The 17,809-nt window shown below is 62.1% G+C and carries 12 protein-coding genes; 7 read left to right on the forward strand and 5 right to left on the reverse strand.

Features of this window, described 5'->3' with window-relative positions; genetic code table 11:
* Window positions 1-85: 85 nt before the first annotated feature.
* Together H586_RS0115700 and pbpC are read left to right on the forward strand one after the other, a co-directional pair.
* On the forward strand, window positions 86-5,041 hold the full coding sequence (locus tag H586_RS0115700) for an alpha-2-macroglobulin family protein (protein WP_027182504.1): 4,956 nt from the start codon (window positions 86-88) through the stop codon (window positions 5,039-5,041).
* 63 nt (window positions 5,042-5,104) lie between these two features.
* Window positions 5,105-7,291, forward strand: a complete 2,187-nt coding sequence (gene pbpC / locus H586_RS0115705) for a penicillin-binding protein 1C (RefSeq protein ID WP_162147980.1) — start codon at window positions 5,105-5,107, stop codon at window positions 7,289-7,291.
* 96 nt (window positions 7,292-7,387) lie between these two features.
* Here pbpC and H586_RS0115710 read toward each other — a convergent pair whose 3' ends face one another.
* Window positions 7,388-7,765 (reverse strand): hypothetical protein, encoded by a 378-nt coding sequence (locus tag H586_RS0115710; RefSeq protein ID WP_011366417.1) that lies wholly within the window; start codon window positions 7,763-7,765, stop codon window positions 7,388-7,390.
* Between the two features lie 306 nt (window positions 7,766-8,071).
* Between H586_RS0115710 and H586_RS19575 the strand changes: the two genes are divergently transcribed.
* The 5 genes from H586_RS19575 to H586_RS21105 all read left to right on the forward strand — a co-directional run bounded on the left by H586_RS19575 (window position 8,072) and on the right by H586_RS21105 (window position 14,160).
* Window positions 8,072-9,250 carry a (Fe-S)-binding protein gene (locus H586_RS19575; RefSeq protein WP_051364068.1) on the forward strand — a complete coding sequence of 393 codons (1,179 nt, stop codon included), beginning with the start codon at window positions 8,072-8,074 and terminating at the stop codon, window positions 9,248-9,250.
* Between the two features lie 160 nt (window positions 9,251-9,410).
* Window positions 9,411-10,082 carry a GNAT family N-acetyltransferase gene (locus H586_RS19580; RefSeq protein ID WP_011366415.1) on the forward strand — a complete coding sequence of 224 codons (672 nt, stop codon included), beginning with the start codon at window positions 9,411-9,413 and terminating at the stop codon, window positions 10,080-10,082.
* A gap of 124 nt (window positions 10,083-10,206) precedes the next feature.
* Window positions 10,207-11,490 (forward strand): ATP-binding protein, encoded by a 1,284-nt coding sequence (locus H586_RS0115725; RefSeq protein WP_027182507.1) that lies wholly within the window; start codon window positions 10,207-10,209, stop codon window positions 11,488-11,490.
* 22 nt (window positions 11,491-11,512) lie between these two features.
* Entirely contained in the window at window positions 11,513-12,400 is an 888-nt protein-coding gene (locus H586_RS0115730; protein ID WP_027182508.1) for a hypothetical protein, read from the forward strand.
* 149 nt (window positions 12,401-12,549) lie between these two features.
* Window positions 12,550-14,160, forward strand: a complete 1,611-nt coding sequence (locus H586_RS21105) for an HD domain-containing phosphohydrolase (protein WP_051364069.1) — start codon at window positions 12,550-12,552, stop codon at window positions 14,158-14,160.
* Window positions 14,161-14,273: 113 nt separating this feature from the next.
* Here the strand turns inward: H586_RS21105 and H586_RS0115740 are convergent, their stop codons facing one another.
* The 4 genes from H586_RS0115740 to H586_RS0115755 are packed head-to-tail and all read right to left on the reverse strand — an operon-like array spanning window position 14,274 to window position 17,634.
* Complete coding sequence (locus H586_RS0115740; RefSeq protein ID WP_011366411.1) at window positions 14,274-14,990, reverse strand: ABC transporter ATP-binding protein; 717 nt, start codon at window positions 14,988-14,990, stop codon at window positions 14,274-14,276.
* Window positions 14,991-14,999: 9 nt separating this feature from the next.
* Window positions 15,000-15,767, reverse strand: coding sequence for an ABC transporter ATP-binding protein (locus tag H586_RS0115745; RefSeq protein ID WP_011366410.1), 768 nt, complete (start codon window positions 15,765-15,767; stop codon window positions 15,000-15,002).
* Window positions 15,764-16,732, reverse strand: a complete 969-nt coding sequence (locus tag H586_RS0115750) for a branched-chain amino acid ABC transporter permease (protein ID WP_011366409.1) — start codon at window positions 16,730-16,732, stop codon at window positions 15,764-15,766. Before H586_RS0115750 ends, H586_RS0115745 begins: the two co-directional genes overlap by 4 nt.
* Window positions 16,729-17,634, reverse strand: coding sequence for a branched-chain amino acid ABC transporter permease (locus H586_RS0115755; RefSeq protein WP_011366408.1), 906 nt, complete (start codon window positions 17,632-17,634; stop codon window positions 16,729-16,731). Before H586_RS0115755 ends, H586_RS0115750 begins: the two co-directional genes overlap by 4 nt.
* Window positions 17,635-17,809: the final 175 nt, after the last annotated feature.

Raw genomic sequence — 17,809 nt, forward strand, 5'->3', positions numbered from 1 at the left:
TGCCGCCGCATCTGCGCGGAGAAGTACATACACCGGCCCGCTGCCCTGCGCCGCGCCTGTGCCGGATTTGCAGGAGGCTTTTTCCATGACTTCATCAGCACGCCTTGTATCCGCATGCCGTGTCTTTCTTTGCGCCATGCTGTTCGCGGCCCTGGCTGTTCTGGCCGGATGCGGTTCCGATACGGAAGAACGCTCTGACAGGCAGCCCTCCGCGGCGCACAACGCCGCTGCCAATGCCACATCTGAAATACCGCACGAACAGCAGACAGTTGCCGCACAGGAACCGCCCGAGTTCAGCTATACGGGAGCGACCCTTGCAGAATCGGAAAACGGCCCGGAAATATGCTTTGACTTCACACAGGCACTGGATGCTTCCGGCAATGTATCCTATCAGGACTACATACGCTCCGCCGCAGGACTGACGGTATCGCGCATTCAGGCGCAGCGCATGTGCCTGACCGGCGGCAAAGCCGGAGACACCATTGCGGTGACGCTGCGCGCCGGGTTGCCTGCCGCATCGGGAGATGTTCTGGCGTCGGACGCCGAAGTCAGCATATCACTGCGCAACCTCAAGCCTTCGGTAAACTTTGAGCGCGGTTTTGTACTGCCGCGCGGTTCTGCCCGCGGGCTGCCCGTGACCACCGTAAACACCGAAAACTGCTGGCTGGCCGTGCTGCGCATGCCGCCCCACGCCATCACGCAGGTATATGGTGATATTCTTTCGGGCAGACGCTTCAACCCGTGGGATGTGGTTCAGCTCAACCGCACGCAGGCCGCGCTGGCATGGAACGGTACCATGCAGGTGGTGCCCAAGCTCAACGAACCGGTTACCACGCTGTTTCCCGTACGCGACGTGGCCATCCGCAATAAACCGGGACTGTATTTCATTATCGGATCACCCGCTCCGCTGGCGCCCTCTTCCGGCACATTCAGCTATGAAGACCTGCCCGAAGAAGTGGGCGGGCAACTTGTACTGGAAACCGACCTTGCCCTTACAACCTATCAGGGCACTGACGGCATGACAGTGTCTGTGCGTTCCTATGCCACCGCACAGCCTGTGTCCGGTGTCACGCTGACACTGATCAGCCGCAATCTTGAAGAACTGGGCACAGCCGTCACCGACAGGCAGGGCATGGCCTCGTTTGCCGCCGGTCTCACCCGCGGTCAGGGTGCCGCGGAACCCGTGCTGCTGACCGCTGCCAGAGAAGACGACACCGCCCTGCTGGACCTGCGGGGCACTCCGCTCGATCTTTCCGACCGCGGCATAGAGGGGCGCACTCCCATTCAGGGTGTTGATGCCTATCTGTACACCGACCGGGGCGTATACCGCCCGCGCGAAACCGTTAACCTGATGGCCATGCTGCGCACCCCGCAGGGAGCGGCCGTCACAGATGCCCCGCTGACTGTCACCGTCGTCAGGCCCGACGGCAAAATCTACCGCCGCACCACCGTACAGCGGCAGGAGCAGGGAGCGGCGCATCTGCCTGTACATCTTTCGGAAACAGCCCTGCGCGGCCGCTGGCAAGCCACGGCCCACATCGACCCGCAGGGGCCACCCGTGGGCGAGGTGTTCTTTCAGGTGGAAGACTTTGTGCCGGAACGCCTTGCCGTGAGCCTGCACACCGCGCAGAGCGCCATAACGCCGCAGACCCCCGCCGCAGTCGCCGTGCAGGCCGACTTTCTGTACGGCGCTCCGGGCAACGGTCTGCAGGCCGAGGCCGAAACAACGCTGCGGCCCGACCCTGCTCCGTTCAAGGGAGCCTATGCGGGGTACCTTTTCGGCGACGTCACCGCCCGTCCGCTGCGCATGGACAACGAAGTTCCCCCCACAGACGAAACAGGCAAAACAGCGCTGCAGATATCTCTTGCCGACCTCACCGCGGCAGCGTCCGCCCGCCGGGCCGAAACGCAGCTGCTGCTGGACCAGCCCGCGCTGGCAGACATAACCGTGCGCGTGCAGGAACCCGGCGGAAGAACCACCCGTGCCGCTGTTTCCGTACCCGTACTTGCGCGCAAGGAGTACATAGGCCTGCGGCCTCTGTTCCGCGACGGATACGCCCCCGTGGGGCAACCCGCCCGGTTTGAAGCCGTCTGCGTGGATGCAGGCGGACGCACCACGGGGCTGGATAACGCCACCGTCACATGGAAGCGCATCAGCGTTTCGTGGCAGTGGTCGCGCACCGGCGGCAGCTGGCGCTACGAACGTGTGGAACGCGTGGCCGAAACCCGCACCGAACCGCTGGCAGTTACGGCGGACGCTCCCGCACACATCAGCCGTATGCTTGACTGGGGCCGGTACCAGATAGAAATCAGTGCCCCCGGACAGAAGCAGACAGTGGCATACACATTTAATGTCGGCTGGGGTGCAGAAACCGATGACGACAGGCCGGACAGGCTGGATGTCCGTCTGGACAGCCCGCTGTACAAGGCCGGTTCGCAGGCGCGCCTGCACATCGATTCCCCTGTGGCGGGCAAGGCCACGGTGGTCATTGCCAACGAGCGGGTGCTGGATGTCATCACGGCGGACATACCCGCCGGAGGCGGCACGGTTGACCTTCCTGTACGGCAGGACTGGGGGGCGGGCGCCTACGCGCTGGTAACGCTGCACCAGCCCCTGCAGCAGCGCACCGGACGCTCGCCCGTGCGTGCCGTGGGTGTTTCATGGATACCCGTGGACATGGCGGAGCACACTCTGGCGGTAAGCATAGCATCGCCGGAGCGCATCCGCCCGCGCAGCACGGTCTCGGTACCTGTGCGCATACAGGGCGGTGCCGGAGCGCATGTCACGCTGGCCGCCGTGGATGAAGGCATTCTGCAGCTCACACGCTTTTCGTCCCCTTCTCCGGACGGATACTTTTTTGCCAAACGCCGGCTGGGTGTCACCATGCGCGACGACTACGGCAGGCTGATAGAAGGCGAAGGCACCACGGGGACCATCCGGCAGGGCGGCGACATGGCCGGAGCATCCGGTTCGCTGGAGGCAGTACCGCTGCGCATCGTGTCGCTGTTCAGCGGCGTGGTGACGGCCGACAGTTCCGGCCTTGCCAGCATCCCTCTTGAAATTCCCGAATTTCAGGGCAGGCTGCGGCTTATGGCCGTGGCATGGAACACTGCCGGTGTCGGTTCCGCTTCGGCGCACATGACGGTACGCGACCCGCTGGTGCAGGATATTATTCTGCCGCGTTTCCTCGCGCCGCAGGACACGGCACAGGCAACCGTACTGCTGCACAATCTCGAGGCGGCGGAAGGCACCTACACTGTGACGCTGGCAGGTAACGGCACCCTTTCCGTCAGTCCGGCAGACCTCAAGGTCACACTCAAACAGGGGCAGCGGGTACTGCTGCCCGTGACTGTAAGCGCACAGGGCAACGGACAGGGCAGTATCAGCGCTCTTGTACAGGGGCCGGAATTCCGTGCCGACCTGCACCGCGACATGACAGTACGGCCCGCGTTCGGCCATCAGACAGTACGCAGTTCCGTCACGCTTGATCCCGGGTCATCCCTTGCCATCGACACGGCCCTGCTTGAAAAAACACTTCTGGCACAGGGCCTTACCACGAACCACATTCTGAAAGGAACGCTGGAGACATCCGTGCAGGCCGGCTCTGTTCCCGGAGCGGATGTGCCGTCGCTGCTGCGCTGGCTTGACCGCTACCCTTATGGTTGTCTGGAGCAGACAGCCAGCCGCGCCATGCCGCTTCTGTACCTGCGGCAGGTGGCTGCCATGAGCGGACTGGAAGAAACATCGCCCGCGGCAGAACGAATCCGCGACGCCATAGACCGCATAGGCGACATGCAGAACCCTGACGGCAGTCTGAACATGTGGCCGGGCGACACATGGCGTGCCGACCCGTGGACCACGGTGTACGCCATGGACTTTCTGACGCGTGCTGCGCTGGAGGGACACAACGTGCCCGAACCGGTGCTGGACGGTGCAAGAAAATATCTTACCGCAGTGGCCCGCAGCGGGTCATACGGGGCCTCGCCCGAGGCCATGGCTTACGCCTACAGGGTTCTTGCCCAGTCCGGCGTGCTGCTGACGGCGGACATGCGCTACTTCCACGACAGCTCGCCGCAGCTGGACAGCACCGGCTGGGCCAGTCTCGGCAGAGCCTTTGACCTTGTGGGCGACAGGCCCCGCGCCGCATCAAGCTTTGACCGTGCGGGAGCAGTCATCGCATCGGGCGTACGGCCGCAAAACGCGCAGCCTGCCCCCTACGGTACCGGCAAGCGCAATCTGGCTTTTGCCGTAGCCGCAGCCGCGGAATCAGGCAGAGTGCAACTGGCTGCCGAACTGCTGCAACGCGGCGGCGGATTCGGCCCCGACAACGGCCTCATGCGCACCACCACACAGGAGGCGGGTTGGAAGCTGCTGGCCGTCCACGGTCTGCTTAAGGAGGCTGAACGCACACAGGTCACACTGGACGGACGTCCGGTGACCACCCGCGGCGGTTTCAGCATAATCCGTCTGCCCGAAAGCGCCTTTCTGCAGAGCGGCGGCAGTGCCCCTGCGCTGGGCAACGCGGGCGAAGGCATCGCATGGGTCACCACGGCATTCGACTTTGCCCTTGCCGCGCCGCGCCCCGCTGTGACGCACAAAAGCCTTTCTCTTAAACGGGAATATCTTACATTCGAAGGACAGCCGGTAGACACCGCCACCGTGCGCCGTAACGACAGATTCATCGTGCGGCTTACACTGCGGGCCCTTCAGAGCCAGCACAGACAGATTGTGGTGCAGGACCTGCTGCCGGCAGGTCTGGAAGTGGAAAGCATAATTCCGCAAAACAATGCTGCGCAGCCCTGGCTTAAACCCACGGCAGCATCGCTGCTGCAACGGCAGGACGACCGCGTGGTGGCCGTCTATGACTTTGAACGGCTGCCGTGGAACAACGCCCGCGGCAGGGAACCGCTGGTGGCCGCATACATTGTGCGCGCTGTCACCGCAGGTTCATTCACCATACCGCCGGCAAGCGCGGAAGACATGTACGACCCGCAGTTCGCCGTACGCGGCGAAGCCGGCAGCATGACCATCGCGCCGTAACAGCCCGGCCGGCAGAAACAACCGGAACTCCCGCGCCGGCGGCATATGCCGCCGGCGCGCATTATGTGCAACGGTAACCCGCCCGAAACAGACTTTCCCATGCCTCTGACACAGCACCAGCCTCCCGCCACGCAGCACACGGCACGCACCCGCCCGGCGCTCATCCGCCCGGCGTTCATCCGCGCCGCGGCTGCCGTCGGCATATCGCTGTTTTGTACGGTAATGCTGCTACTTGTTCTGGATGCGGCCTTTCCGCCCGACCTCTCGCGCTACAACCGGCGTTCCGTGCTGGTGACCGATGCAGAGGGCAGACTGCTGCACGCTTTTCTCAGTCCCGACGGCATGTGGCGGCTGCACACAACACCGCATGATGTGGACAGCCGGTACCTCGACATGCTCAGAACCTATGAAGACAAACGCTTCGGCATGCATCCGGGGGTGGACCCGCTGGCTGTTCTGCGGGCCGCGGCACAGCTTGCCGTTTCCGGGCATGTGGTATCCGGTGCGTCCACACTGTCCATGCAGGCAGCACGGCTGCTGCAGCCGCGGCCGCGTACACTGAAAGCCAAACTGACCGAAGCCCTGCGCGCCATGCAGCTGCACTGGCGCTACGGCAGCAACGGGGTGCTTTCCATCTATCTCACTCTGGCGCCGTTCGGGTCCAACATTGAAGGGGTGCGGGCCGCCTCGCTGACATATTTCGGTAAAGAACCGCGCAGGCTGACCACGGGAGAAGCAGCGCTGCTTGTGGCACTGCCTCAGTCCCCCACGCAGCTGCGGCCGGACAGAAACCCTCTGGATGCCCGCAAAGCGAGAGATAAGATTCTCGGCCGCATGCACGCCGCAGGCATTATCAGCGGCAGGCAGCACACCGAAGCCCGCACGGAATCCATTCCGGCTGTCCGCAGGCAAATGCCCGCGCTGGCGTCTGTTCTGGCCCTGAACATGCGCAATGCAGCCCCCCGCCGTGAGCACATTGCCACCGCCCTGAGCCTGCCTGTGCAGCACGCAACCGAAACACTGTGCCAGCGTCATGCCCTGAGCATGGAGCAGGGAGCCGCCACCGCAGCCGTGGTGCTGCACCGCGCCACCCGGCAGGTGCGAGCCTATGTGGGCGGCAAAAATGCCGACGCTTCGCGCAATTATCTGGACCTGCCCCGCGCACTGCGTTCACCCGGTTCCACGCTGAAGCCATTCATCTACGGACTGGCTTTCAGTGAACACATTCTGCATCCCGAAACCCTCATCAGTGACGAAGCACACCGGTTCGGCGACTTCAGCCCGCGTAATTTCCGCAGGGGGTATCAGGGCGCTGTAACGGTGCGCGAGGCTCTGCGTGACTCACTGAACGTGCCCGCCGTCAGCGTGCTGTACGCACTGGGCCCCGACAGACTGGTTGCGGCGCTGCGTAACGCCGGTGCAACGCTGGCCGTGGAAGGCGATGCCACACTGCCCATAGCGCTGGGCGGTGCCGGCACCACTCTGCTGGACCTCACAACCCTGTATGCAGCACTGGCAGACGGCGGCACAGCGCTGCCGCCGCAGTTTGTTCCCGCCGTCCTGTCCGCCCCGCAGCAGGGATTCCGGCTGATGGACAGCGCTGCGGCATGGCAGGTCATTGATATTCTGAAAGACTCGCCGAGGCCGCAGGGCTATCTGTCAGCCGCGGCCGGCGGCAGACCTGTCGCCTTCAAAACGGGCACGTCATACGGATACCGCGACGCGTGGGCCGTGGGTGCTTCTCCTGACTGGGTGGTGGGGGTGTGGACAGGCAGGCCCGACGGCAGACCCCGCCCCGGCGCAGTGGGGCGCACCGCCGCTGTACCGCTGCTGCTTGATATTTTCGGCAGGTTGCCGCCGGATACTGGCCCGTGGCCTTCTCCCCCGGCAGGGGTGCTGGATGTGCGCGACAACCGCAGGCTGCCTACGGGGCTGCAGCACTTTGTGCCGGGCAGCGGCACGGGCCTGCCTGTACTGGCCGGCGAGCCTCCGCGCATACTGCACCCGCAGCAGGGAGCCACTGTGGAATCACTGGGGCAGCAGGCAGGAGAAGGCATAGCTCTGCGCGCATCGGGCGGCACCGCCCCGCTGCGCTGGGTTGTCAACGGACTGCCCCTGCCCGAAGACCAGCATTACTGGCTGCCGGACAGTGAAGGCTTTGCCCGGCTGACGCTGGTCGATGCGGCAGGACGCAGCGCCACAGTGCAGATCCGCATCATTCTGCCGCAGCAGCCGGCACTCGCCCCGTAATTCTTGTTCATACGGCCCCGCCTGCCGGCGGACGCCGGAAAAAAAAAGCGCACAGCCCTGCGGGCCGTGCGCCTGTAGTCATGGTTCCGGCTGTATTCAGCCTTCCCAGATATCCAGATTGTCCTCGGGAATATCGTGCTCTTCCAAAACGGCTCCGGCCACGCCCTCATCGCCTTCGGGCACGATGATAACGCACTGGCAGCCGTGTTCCGCGGCATGGACAGCCAGAGCGCGGATGCGCTCTGCAGTTTCCAGCCGCGCCAGCGTCACCTCTGTCTCCACGACAAAGTAGTACACCACGCCTTTGGTATTTTCTCCCTGCAGGTCGGGCTGAAAGCCTTCGACGGTGTCGGGGCTGTCCAGTTCTTCCAGCAGGCCTTTTATCTTTTTGAAGCCCCCTTCAAACAGGGCTTCGCAGGCGGTTTCCAGCAGGTCCTGCCGCTGGATGTCCGCATCGGATTGATTGCTGCTCATACGTTGCACCTCAAAGAAATGTGAGCGCCACATTTCCACAAACGAGCCGCACACGCAAGCAGGGAAATCCCCCGTGCGTACCGGCGCCTGCCCGGCGCCTGTCCGGCGTCAGGTCTCCGGCGGTCGCATGCCCCCCCGTGCGGCCCGAAGGCATTTGCAACCGACCCCGCAATTATTACATATATCTATACATCTAACGGCATATGTAGGCGTTTTTCAATTTGACCCTGCCCTGCGCGGACGGTCATATTTTAGCGTTACTCCCGTAACATTCCCCGCCACCGCAGCCACTTTACGGAGCTTTCCATGCCGCCCCAGCAGCCCTCAGCACCGCAGACAGCACCCGACTCCGCCCCGCCGTCCCCGGCCAGCACGGCGTCTGTTCCCGATGCGGCACGCATGGCCGTCCAATGTACAGAATGCGGTGCCTGTGTCAGAATGTGTCCTTTTCTGCAGGAACACGGCACTCCGGCGCACATGGCCCGTCAACTGCAGCACAGCCCGCAGACAGTGCTGAACGCTTATGCATGCAGCCTGTGCTCGCTGTGTTCCGCAGTATGTCCGGAAAAACTCGATCCGGCGCAGATGTTCATGGACATGCGCCGCGCCGCTGTGGCCTCCGGCCTGCTGGACACGGCGCCTTACCGGCGTATTCTGGGCTATGAAGCGCTGGGCATATCTGCGGCTTTCACCCTGTACGGCCTGCCGCAGGGGGCCGACACGGTATTTTTTCCCGGATGCACACTGGCCGGAACCCGCCCGCGCACGGTACAGGCGGCCTTCAGCTATCTGCGCACGGTGTTTCCCCGCGCCGGTGCCGTGCTTGCCTGCTGCAGCAAGCCTTCGCATGATCTGGGTATGCAGAGCCTGTTCAACGAGCGGTTCACTCAGCTGTACAACCGGCTTGCGCAACACGGTATACGGCGGGTGGTCACGGCCTGCCCCAACTGCCACAAGGTATTCACCACATACGCACAGGATATGGAGGTTGTCAGCATATACGAAGTGCTGGCCCGCAGACCTGCCATGGCCGCCGGTCATGACTGCAGCGCACCTTCCTGCACGGCCGCACTGCACGACCCGTGCCCGCTGCGTGAGTTTCCGGCCATTCACCATGCCGCGCGCGTTCTGGCGGCAGAAGCCGGAATAGACGTCACAGAGCTGCCCGGCACACGCCGCCGCACACTGTGCTGCGGCGAGGGCGGTGCCGTAGGCGCGGTGCGCCCCGACCTTGCGGGCGGATGGACCGCACGCCGCGCAGCCGCAGCGCCGCAAAAAAGAATATTCACCTACTGTGCGGGGTGTGCGGGCAGCCTTTCCGCTGCGGGCCGCCGCACCGACCATCTGCTTGATCTTGTTTTTTACCCGCGCCGCACACTGGCCGGTCGCATGAAACCCGCCCGCGCCCCGTTCAGCTATCTGCACAGGCTATGGCTGAAGCTGCGCTGGCGGCTGCTGCTGACCCGCGGAACAGACGGAAAGTAATCCGCGCGGCAGATATAATCCGCTTTTTTCCCCCGCGTTGACACGGCTGCCATGCGCTTTATACTGGACGCAAACGCCCCCGGAGGCGTGCCGAATCCTTCGGCACGCCGCGGGGCATCACCTCGCGCCCTTACGCGAGCAGCATCCTGACGGGATAATCATGTCTTCCGACAAACCCCATTCGCCGGAAATTCACATCCGCGAAATGAGCATTGACGATCTGGCTCCTGTTTTTCACATGGGCGAACGACTGTTCACCTGCGATCTGTATCCTTTTCTGTACCGCACCTGGGATGAGTGGGAAGTGGTGGGGCACTACAACACCGACCCCGAATTCTGTCTTGTGGCCGAAGCCGACGGCCGGCTGGCAGGATTCATCATCGGCACACTGATAAGTAAAGCATCATGGACCTACGGCTACATTATCTGGATAGGCGTCGAGCCGGAATTCCACGGTTGCGGCATCGGCCACCGGCTGTACGACAAAATGGTGGACCGCATGGTGGCTGAAGGTGCGCGCTACCTTATTGCCGATACGGACCCCAGCAACGGCCCCGCACTACGGTTTTTCAGCGGCAAAGGCTTTTCCAGCGAGCAGGACCACGTCATCCTGACACTTAACCTGCATCACAACCCGCAGTACCAGCAGGTGCTTAAAAAGCACGGATCAGGTTCGACCGTGGCAAAGGAACATACTCCGACGCGCTCTAAAAAACGCCGCACCAGAACCCCGGCCGAGCCGAAAACAGGCAAAACAGAAGGCGTTCACCCCCGTGACCCCGCAGCAGCCGGCGGTCACGGCAGCTGCGGCAGCTCAAAAGACAGCGCATAATCACACACCGTGCAGCCGCACGCGCCGCCGCGCACACATTGCCAAACCTGCCCGCCCGTGCCATGTACACGGCGGGCGGGCTGCCTGTGCATGCCCGCCGGCATAACCGCATGACGGAAAAGCAATGGGACATCTGGCAGCCAAAGACATCTACCGTTCACTGGCGGCAACCATAGACGGCACCCCCGTGCGCACGCCCGATTCCCCCGCGTTTCAGGCCATGCTGCGCGCCCTGTATACCCCGCAGGAAGCAGCTCTTGTCAGCCGCATGCCGTACCGCCCCTCCACCGCGGCCCGCATAGCCGCACTCTGCGGCATGCCGCCCGAAGACCTTATCCCGCAGCTTGAAACCCTGTGCGGCAAAGGGCTTGTGCTCGATATCTGGGACGGCAGCACATATCAGTACATGATAAGCCCCATCGTCATCGGCATCTTCGAGTTCACCATGATGCGTACCGGGGGAAACCTTCCGCTCAGGCAGTGGGCAGAACTTTTCCACGACTACATGTTTGGCGACAAAGCCTTTTTCGAAGCAAATTTCGGCGACGGTCAGCAGGTATCCGTCATGCGCGCGCTGCCCTATGAACAGGTGCTTGCCGGCGACCACGTGGAAATACTGGATTATGAAAAAGCCTCTGCGCTGGTGGAACGGCACAGTGTTTTTTCCGTGGGGCTGTGTTCCTGCAGACACGAAAAACATCATATGGGGCAGAAATGCCGCGTGCCCATGGAAACGTGCACTTCCATGGGCAGCGGAGCGGAATTTCTCATCCGCAACAAGTTCGCACGCCGCATAGACAAAGCGGAAATGCACGACATACTGGACAGGTCGCGTGATTTCGCACTCACACTTTCCACCGACAACGTCCGTCAGGACGCCAATTTCATCTGCCACTGCTGCGGCTGCTGCTGCAATCTGATGCAGGGCATACGCGAAACGGGGCTGGGCAACATTCTTGTTTCATCAACCTGCATGGCGCAGGTACAGGAAGAACGCTGCACCGGCTGCGGCAAATGTGCGGCGGCGTGCCCCATAGACGCCGTAACCATGGTACCCGCAGCACAGACTACCCCGGACACCCGCACACGCAGAAGCGTACAGGTGGACACTTCGCTTTGTCTGGGCTGCGGGGCATGCGCCCTGAAATGCCCGACGGGGGCCATGGTGCTGGAAAAGCGCCGGCAGCGGGTCTTTCATCCCGAAGATTCATTCGAACGGGTCATCCTGCAGAGTCTTGAACGCGGAACGCTGCAGAACCTGATATTTGACAACCCCAACAGCCGTACCGAGCACTTCATGCGGCACCTTCTGGGCGGTTTTCTGCGCCTGTCCCCCGTCAAACGCGCTCTGATGAGCGAAACGCTGCGCTCGCGGTTTCTGACGGCATTCCGCAACGCCGCGCTCTGACACACACCGGAGAAACGCACATATGCATCAGGCACCGTTCGAGGCACCGCCTTCTTTGCCCGCATGGCATGCACGTGATGACAGCGGGCCCGACCTTGTGATGGGGCTTGCAGCGGGATACCACTACGGCGATGTGCGTCCTTTTGTACGCTCACTCGAAGGGACAGGCTTTTCCGGACACTGCGTGCTGTTTGTCTCGCCCACCACGCGCGGGCTGCAGGAAATCGCCGCCCACGGGGTGCGGCTGATACCGTTTGAACGCGCCGCCCCCTGCAGCCACCTGCCCTACAATGCCCTGCGGTATACTCTGTACCGCGACTATCTGGCCTCGGCGTCGTGCCGGTACCGGCGCATTCTTATCACCGATGTGCGCGACGTGGTCTTTCAGCATAATCCTTTCGACTTCCGCTGGGCGGCGGGTATTAATGTGACACTGGAAGACCGGCGCATGAGCATCGGCCGCTGCCCGTACATGACCCGCTGGATAACCGGCCATCTGGGAGACGATGCATTACGCTCGCTGCACGCGCAGCCCATATCGTGTTCCGGAACCACGGCAGGCTGCCACGGCGGCATGACGGCTTATCTGCAGCTCATGCTGGACAGGCTGCTGCCGTTTGTTCCGGCAAACGGCATGGCGGGCTACGATCAGGGTGTGCATAATTTTCTGCTGCACAGCGGCATACTGGCCCGCACCATGCCTGTGACGGTACACGACAACACCGGCCCCGTACTGACTCTGGGCTATGTGGAAGGCACACCGCCCCATGATGAACAGGGGCATGTGGCCCCGCTGCCGCATGCAGAGCGGCCGCCGTATATCGTGCACCAGTACGACCGCAAGCCGGAGCTTTTCCGCGCACTCCGCGCCCGCTATGCCCCGCCGCGCAAACACCGTTCCGGCCGCTGAATCCCCCGCCTTTCCGCCTGTTGCGGCACCCCCCTCATGCTGCGTCACCGCTTTGTCATCATTCCTTCACACACACGGCACACGGCCCCCTCACAACCTGCTACAACCACGTGCGTCCGCCGCGCCGCGGACACCATTCAGGGGGAAACATGGCTGATTCATGCAGCGGTTACACAGAAAAACATGCCCTGCCCGCAGGGATACTCCGCGCATGGCCGGTCATCAGCGCTCCGGTACGGCAGCGGCTGCAACTGCCCCTTGCAGGGGCAATATACTTTGTGGCGGTGCTCTGCGGGCTGCAGTCGGGAATCGCCTGCGGTCTGCCGCCCTCCATCCATCCCGCCGCCGGCTTCGGATTTGCCATGCTGACCCTGAGGGGAGGCACCATGCTGCCTGTGCTCATGCTGGCCGATTTCTGCGCGGGCATGACGGCTCTGCCACCGCTGCCCGCGCTGGCGCTGGCCGCAGGTAACACCGCGGGCATCGCACTGGCATGGCAGCTCATGCAGGCCAAGGCCCCGCAGGTACGTATTTTCGACCTGCCGCGCCATGCCGTTCTGTTCATCTGCGCAGCTCCGCTGGTTCAAAGCGTCACCGCGGCCACGGCAGGCACCTTCAGTCTGACACTTGTAGGCATCGTGCACCACTCGCAGGCTTCGACCGTATGGGGTGCATGGACTCTTGCCCAGGGTGCGGGCTTCATTCTTTCGGGCATGGCCGCTCTGTCATGGACACGTCCTGCACCGCCCGATGCCGCAACACCGGACAGGCGGCGTCTGTTAAAAGCTTCGGGAGCAGCACTGCTGCTGTGTCTGCTGGTACTGGGGCCGCATCCGCTGCCGGATTCACTGCGTTATCTGCTGCTGTTCATCATCATCCCCGCCACGGCATGGGCCGGATTCAAACTGCCGCCCGCGCATCTTTCATCCCTGCTGCTGGCCGGCGGCACACTGGGGGCATGGCTTACCCACGCTGACCACGGCGTACTGAGCACCCTGCCCGCCCCGCTGCCGTTCGTACTGCTGCAGGGCGCCATGCTGCTGCTGAGCGCCATGGCGCTGATGACGCAGGTGCTGGCCACCACCAACAGGCACATGCGCCGCTCGCTTTCCACCACGCAGGATGCCGCGCTCTTCAGTCTGGCATCACTGGCGGAAACACGCGACAATGAAACAGGCGCCCACATAATGCGTACACAGGCGTATGTCCGCGTGCTGGCCCGGCAGTTGCGCACACATGTGCGCTTCCGCTCCGTACTTACCCCCGAAGGCATTGAACAGCTGTGCAAATCCGCCCCGCTGCACGACATCGGCAAAGTAGGCGTGCCCGACGCCATCCTGCGCAAACAGGGGCCTCTGACCCCGCAGGAAATGGATCAGATAAAGCTGCACACCGTATACGGGCGTGATGCTCTGCGCCACGCTTCCATGAGACTGGGCGGCAGTTCTTTTCTGCAGATGGCGGAAGAACTGGTGCACACGCACCATGAATGCTGGGACGGCACGGGATATCCGCAGCAGCTGACAGGAGAGCAGATACCCGTGGCAGGCAGACTTATGGCGCTTGCCGATGTCTATGACGCACTTATAAGCCGCCGCTGCTACAAAAAGCCCGTTCCGCACCATCAGGCACGCGAGATCATACTCAAAGGACGCGGCACACGTTTTGACCCCGCCGTGGTTGATGCCTTTCTGCGGGCGGAGCATGACTTCCTAGCCATTGCCGCCGCCTTCAGAGACGAGCCTGATACCTGCACCTGAAACGCCGCGGCACACGAGCCGCCGTATCCGCTCCTGCCGTGCGTGCAATAAAAAAACCGGCGCACCGCACACGGTGCACCGGCCTTAATCCGTTTTCTGCCTGTCTGCCGGTCTTATGCGCCGGCACCACCGAGATACGCGTTCTGCACCTCGGGATTGGCCAGCAGACTGGCCGCCGTATCTTCCATGACAATGTTGCCCACTTCCAGCACATAACCGCGTGTGGCCAGCTTGAGAGCCGCACGGGCATTCTGTTCCACAAGCACCACCGTCACTCCGGCCTGATTAATCTTGCGCACGGTTTCAAAAATGGAGCGCACCAGTATGGGCGCAAGGCCGAGGCTGGGTTCGTCCAGCAGCAGAATGCGCGGGTCGCCCATAAGAGCACGCCCGATGGCCAGCATCTGCTGCTCTCCGCCGGAAAGAGTGCCTGCCAGTTGCTCGCGGCGTTCTGCAAGGCGCGGAAAAAGCGAGTAAATCCAATCCAGATTGCGCCGGATTCCGGCCTGATCCTTACGGGTGAACGCCCCCAGATTCATGTTTTCCTGCACGGTCAGCGTACCAAACACACGCCGTCCCTCCGGAGACTGCGTGATGCCGCGTTTGACAACCTCGTGACTGGGCAGCTTGTGCAGCGGCTCGCCTTCAAACCATATACCGCCCTGCGACGGCTTCACCAGTCCGCTCACAGCCATGAGCGTGGTGGATTTTCCGGCACCGTTGGCACCCAGAATAGTGACAATTTCGCCCTGATTCACGGTCACATTGACACCGTGCAGCGCTTCGACATTGCCGTACTTCACATGCAGGTCGCGTATTTCAAGAAACATCCGTCCCCCTTACAGGTCGTCGTCCGCACCGAGGTACGCTTCAATAACTCTGGGGTCGGCCTTCACGGCGTCGGGCGTTCCCTGCGCGATGACGGCACCGTATTCCAGCACCACCAGCTGTTCGCACACCTTCATGACCAGCCCCATATCGTGTTCGATAAGCAGCACGGTTATGCCCCTGTCACGTATGGCCCGTATAAGATCAATAAGCTGGGCTGTTTCGTGGTCGTTCATCCCCCCGGCGGGCTCGTCCAGTATGATGAAGCGCGGGTCGGAAGCCAGCGCGCGGGCAATTTCGAGCAGACGCTGGTTGCCGTATGACAGGTTTCTGGCCAGATTGGCATGCTGCGCGGCAAGCCCCACAAATTCCAGCTCGTGCACGGCGCGTTCCAGCGCCCTGCGTTCTTCCGCCCGCTGGCTGCGGGTGCGGAACAACGACGAAAGCAGGCCGGACTTCATGCGGCAATGACAGCCCGCCAGGACGTTTTCCAGCACGCTCATGTTCTGGAACAGCCGTATGGTCTGAAAAGTACGCGCGATACCACGCACGACAATACGGTGCGTCGGCCTGCCGGTCAGGTCTTCCCCGTCAAATTCAACCGTACCGCTGTCAGGTTTGTAATTGCCTGTTATCAGGTTGAACACGGTGGTCTTTCCCGCGCCGTTGGGGCCTATCAGCCCCACAATGCTGCCCTGCTCCACAGTCATGGAAACATCATTGACGGCAATAAGCCCGCCGAAGGTCTTGGTAAGGTTGGTCAGTCTGAGCAGGCTCATGCGCGCTCCTCCCGCGTCTGCGTGCCGGACATGATTCCCCGCAGGTCATAATGGCGCGGTGCCGGAGGCAGCAGACCCTGCGTACGGAAAATCATCATGGCCACCATGGCCGCACCGAACACCAGCATACGGGCGCTTGCCAGCTCGCGGAAAACTTCGGGCAGGCCGACGATGAGAAAGGCCCCCAGCAACACCCCGCGGATGGAACCCATGCCGCCCAGAATCACAATGGTGAACATGACCACAGATTCCCAGAAAGAAAATGATTCCGGTGAGATGATGGTCATTTTAGCGGCAAAGAGAGTTCCGGCCATACCCGCCCAGAAAGCACCCAGCACAAAAGCACCCAGCTTGTAGGCTGCGGTGTTCACTCCGCTGCCTTCCGCGGCCACTTCGTCTTCACGTATGTAGTTGAGCGCTCTGCCGAAACGCGAATTTTCGAGCCAGTGGAACAGCAGGATGGTCACAGCGCAGAAGCCCCAGATAAGATAGAAAAAATGCACGGGCTTGCGGATCTTGAAACCGAACAGTTCCGGCCGGGCTATGCCGAAAATGCCGTTGGCGCCGCCGGTCATGTCAAAGATGTTGTTCACCAGCGCTATACGCACAATTTCCACTATGCCTATGGTCACGATAAGCAGGTAGTCGCCCCGCAGATGAATGATGGGACGTGCCACCACCAGCGCAAACAATGCCGCAAGCACACCGGCCGCAGGCATGGCCCACAGCACGGGAACATGAAATGTCACGTTGAGAACGGCCGTGGTGTAGGCCCCCACGGCGTAAAAGGCGGCATGCCCCATGTGAAACATGCCCGCATGGCCCAGAATGATATTCAGCGACAGAGCCAGAACCGCATACAGTCCCACGGTGTTGAGCACATCGGTCCAGTAGGGGTTGATAAAGGCCGGCATGGTGGCAAACGCCGCCGCAGCGACCATGTACATCGCGTAGCGTCTGTTCATATTTTGTCAGCCACCCTTTCGCCCAGCAGGCCTGTCGGCCTGATTATCAGAATGATGATGAGCACGAAGAAGGCGATGGCATCTTTCCAGGCGATGGAAATATATGCCGCACCCAGCGCTTCGATGACTCCCAGCAGCAGGCCGCCCACCATGGCGCCCGGTATGTTGCCTATACCGCCCAGAATGGCCGCTGTGAACGCCTTGAGCCCGTACACCCACCCCATGGTGAAATTGATCTGGCCGTAGTACAGCCCCACCATCAGGCCGGCGGCGCCGCCCAGCGCGGGACCTATCAGAAAGACCAGAGAAACAACCCTGTTCACATTGATGCCCATGAGCTTGGCTGCACCCTGATCAATGGCCGCAGCGCGGATGGCGGTACCTGTTCTGGTTTTCTGAATAAAAAAGTACAGCCCCAGCATGAGCACCACAGACGTCAGGAACATGAGAATGCGCACCAGAGGAACATCAAGGCCCAGCAGGCTTACGGTGGCGGAAGGCAGTATATCGTGCGGATACACCTGAAAACGCGCACCGTAGATGAGCATCACGGCGTTCTGGAAAAAAATGGAGGCACCCAGCGCCGATACCACGGCGGAAAGCCGCGGCGACTGCCGCAATGGTCTGTAGGCCACCCTTTCAAGCAGGTAACCGATGATGGCCACCAGCACCTGCACCATGACAGCCAGTACCAGCACTCCTGCCACAGCGCCCAGATGACCGGTAAGCCCCATGGATGTCAGCAGGGTGAGCCCCAGATACGCTCCGATGGTGAACAAGTCGCCGTGCGCGAAGTTGATAAGCTTCAGCACGCCGTACACCATGGTGTATCCGAGGGCGATAAGGGCATATATGCCACCCACGGCCAGACCGTTGGTCAATTGTTGGAAAAACTCTTCCATGAACGTAAACCCTGTGTCTTGCCGGCCGCAAAACCGGCGTGAAGGAAAAGCCGCGACACGCTGCGGCTGTCCTGCCTTTCCGCCCGCTGCAGCACGCCGTAAACGTGCGGCGCGGAGGAAAAAATCATGCCCGGCAGGCTGCACCGCGGCAAAAGGCTATGCGGTGCGCTGAAAG

The sequence above is a fragment of the Oleidesulfovibrio alaskensis DSM 16109 genome, assembly GCF_000482745.1.
Classification (GTDB): domain Bacteria; phylum Desulfobacterota; class Desulfovibrionia; order Desulfovibrionales; family Desulfovibrionaceae; genus Oleidesulfovibrio; species Oleidesulfovibrio alaskensis.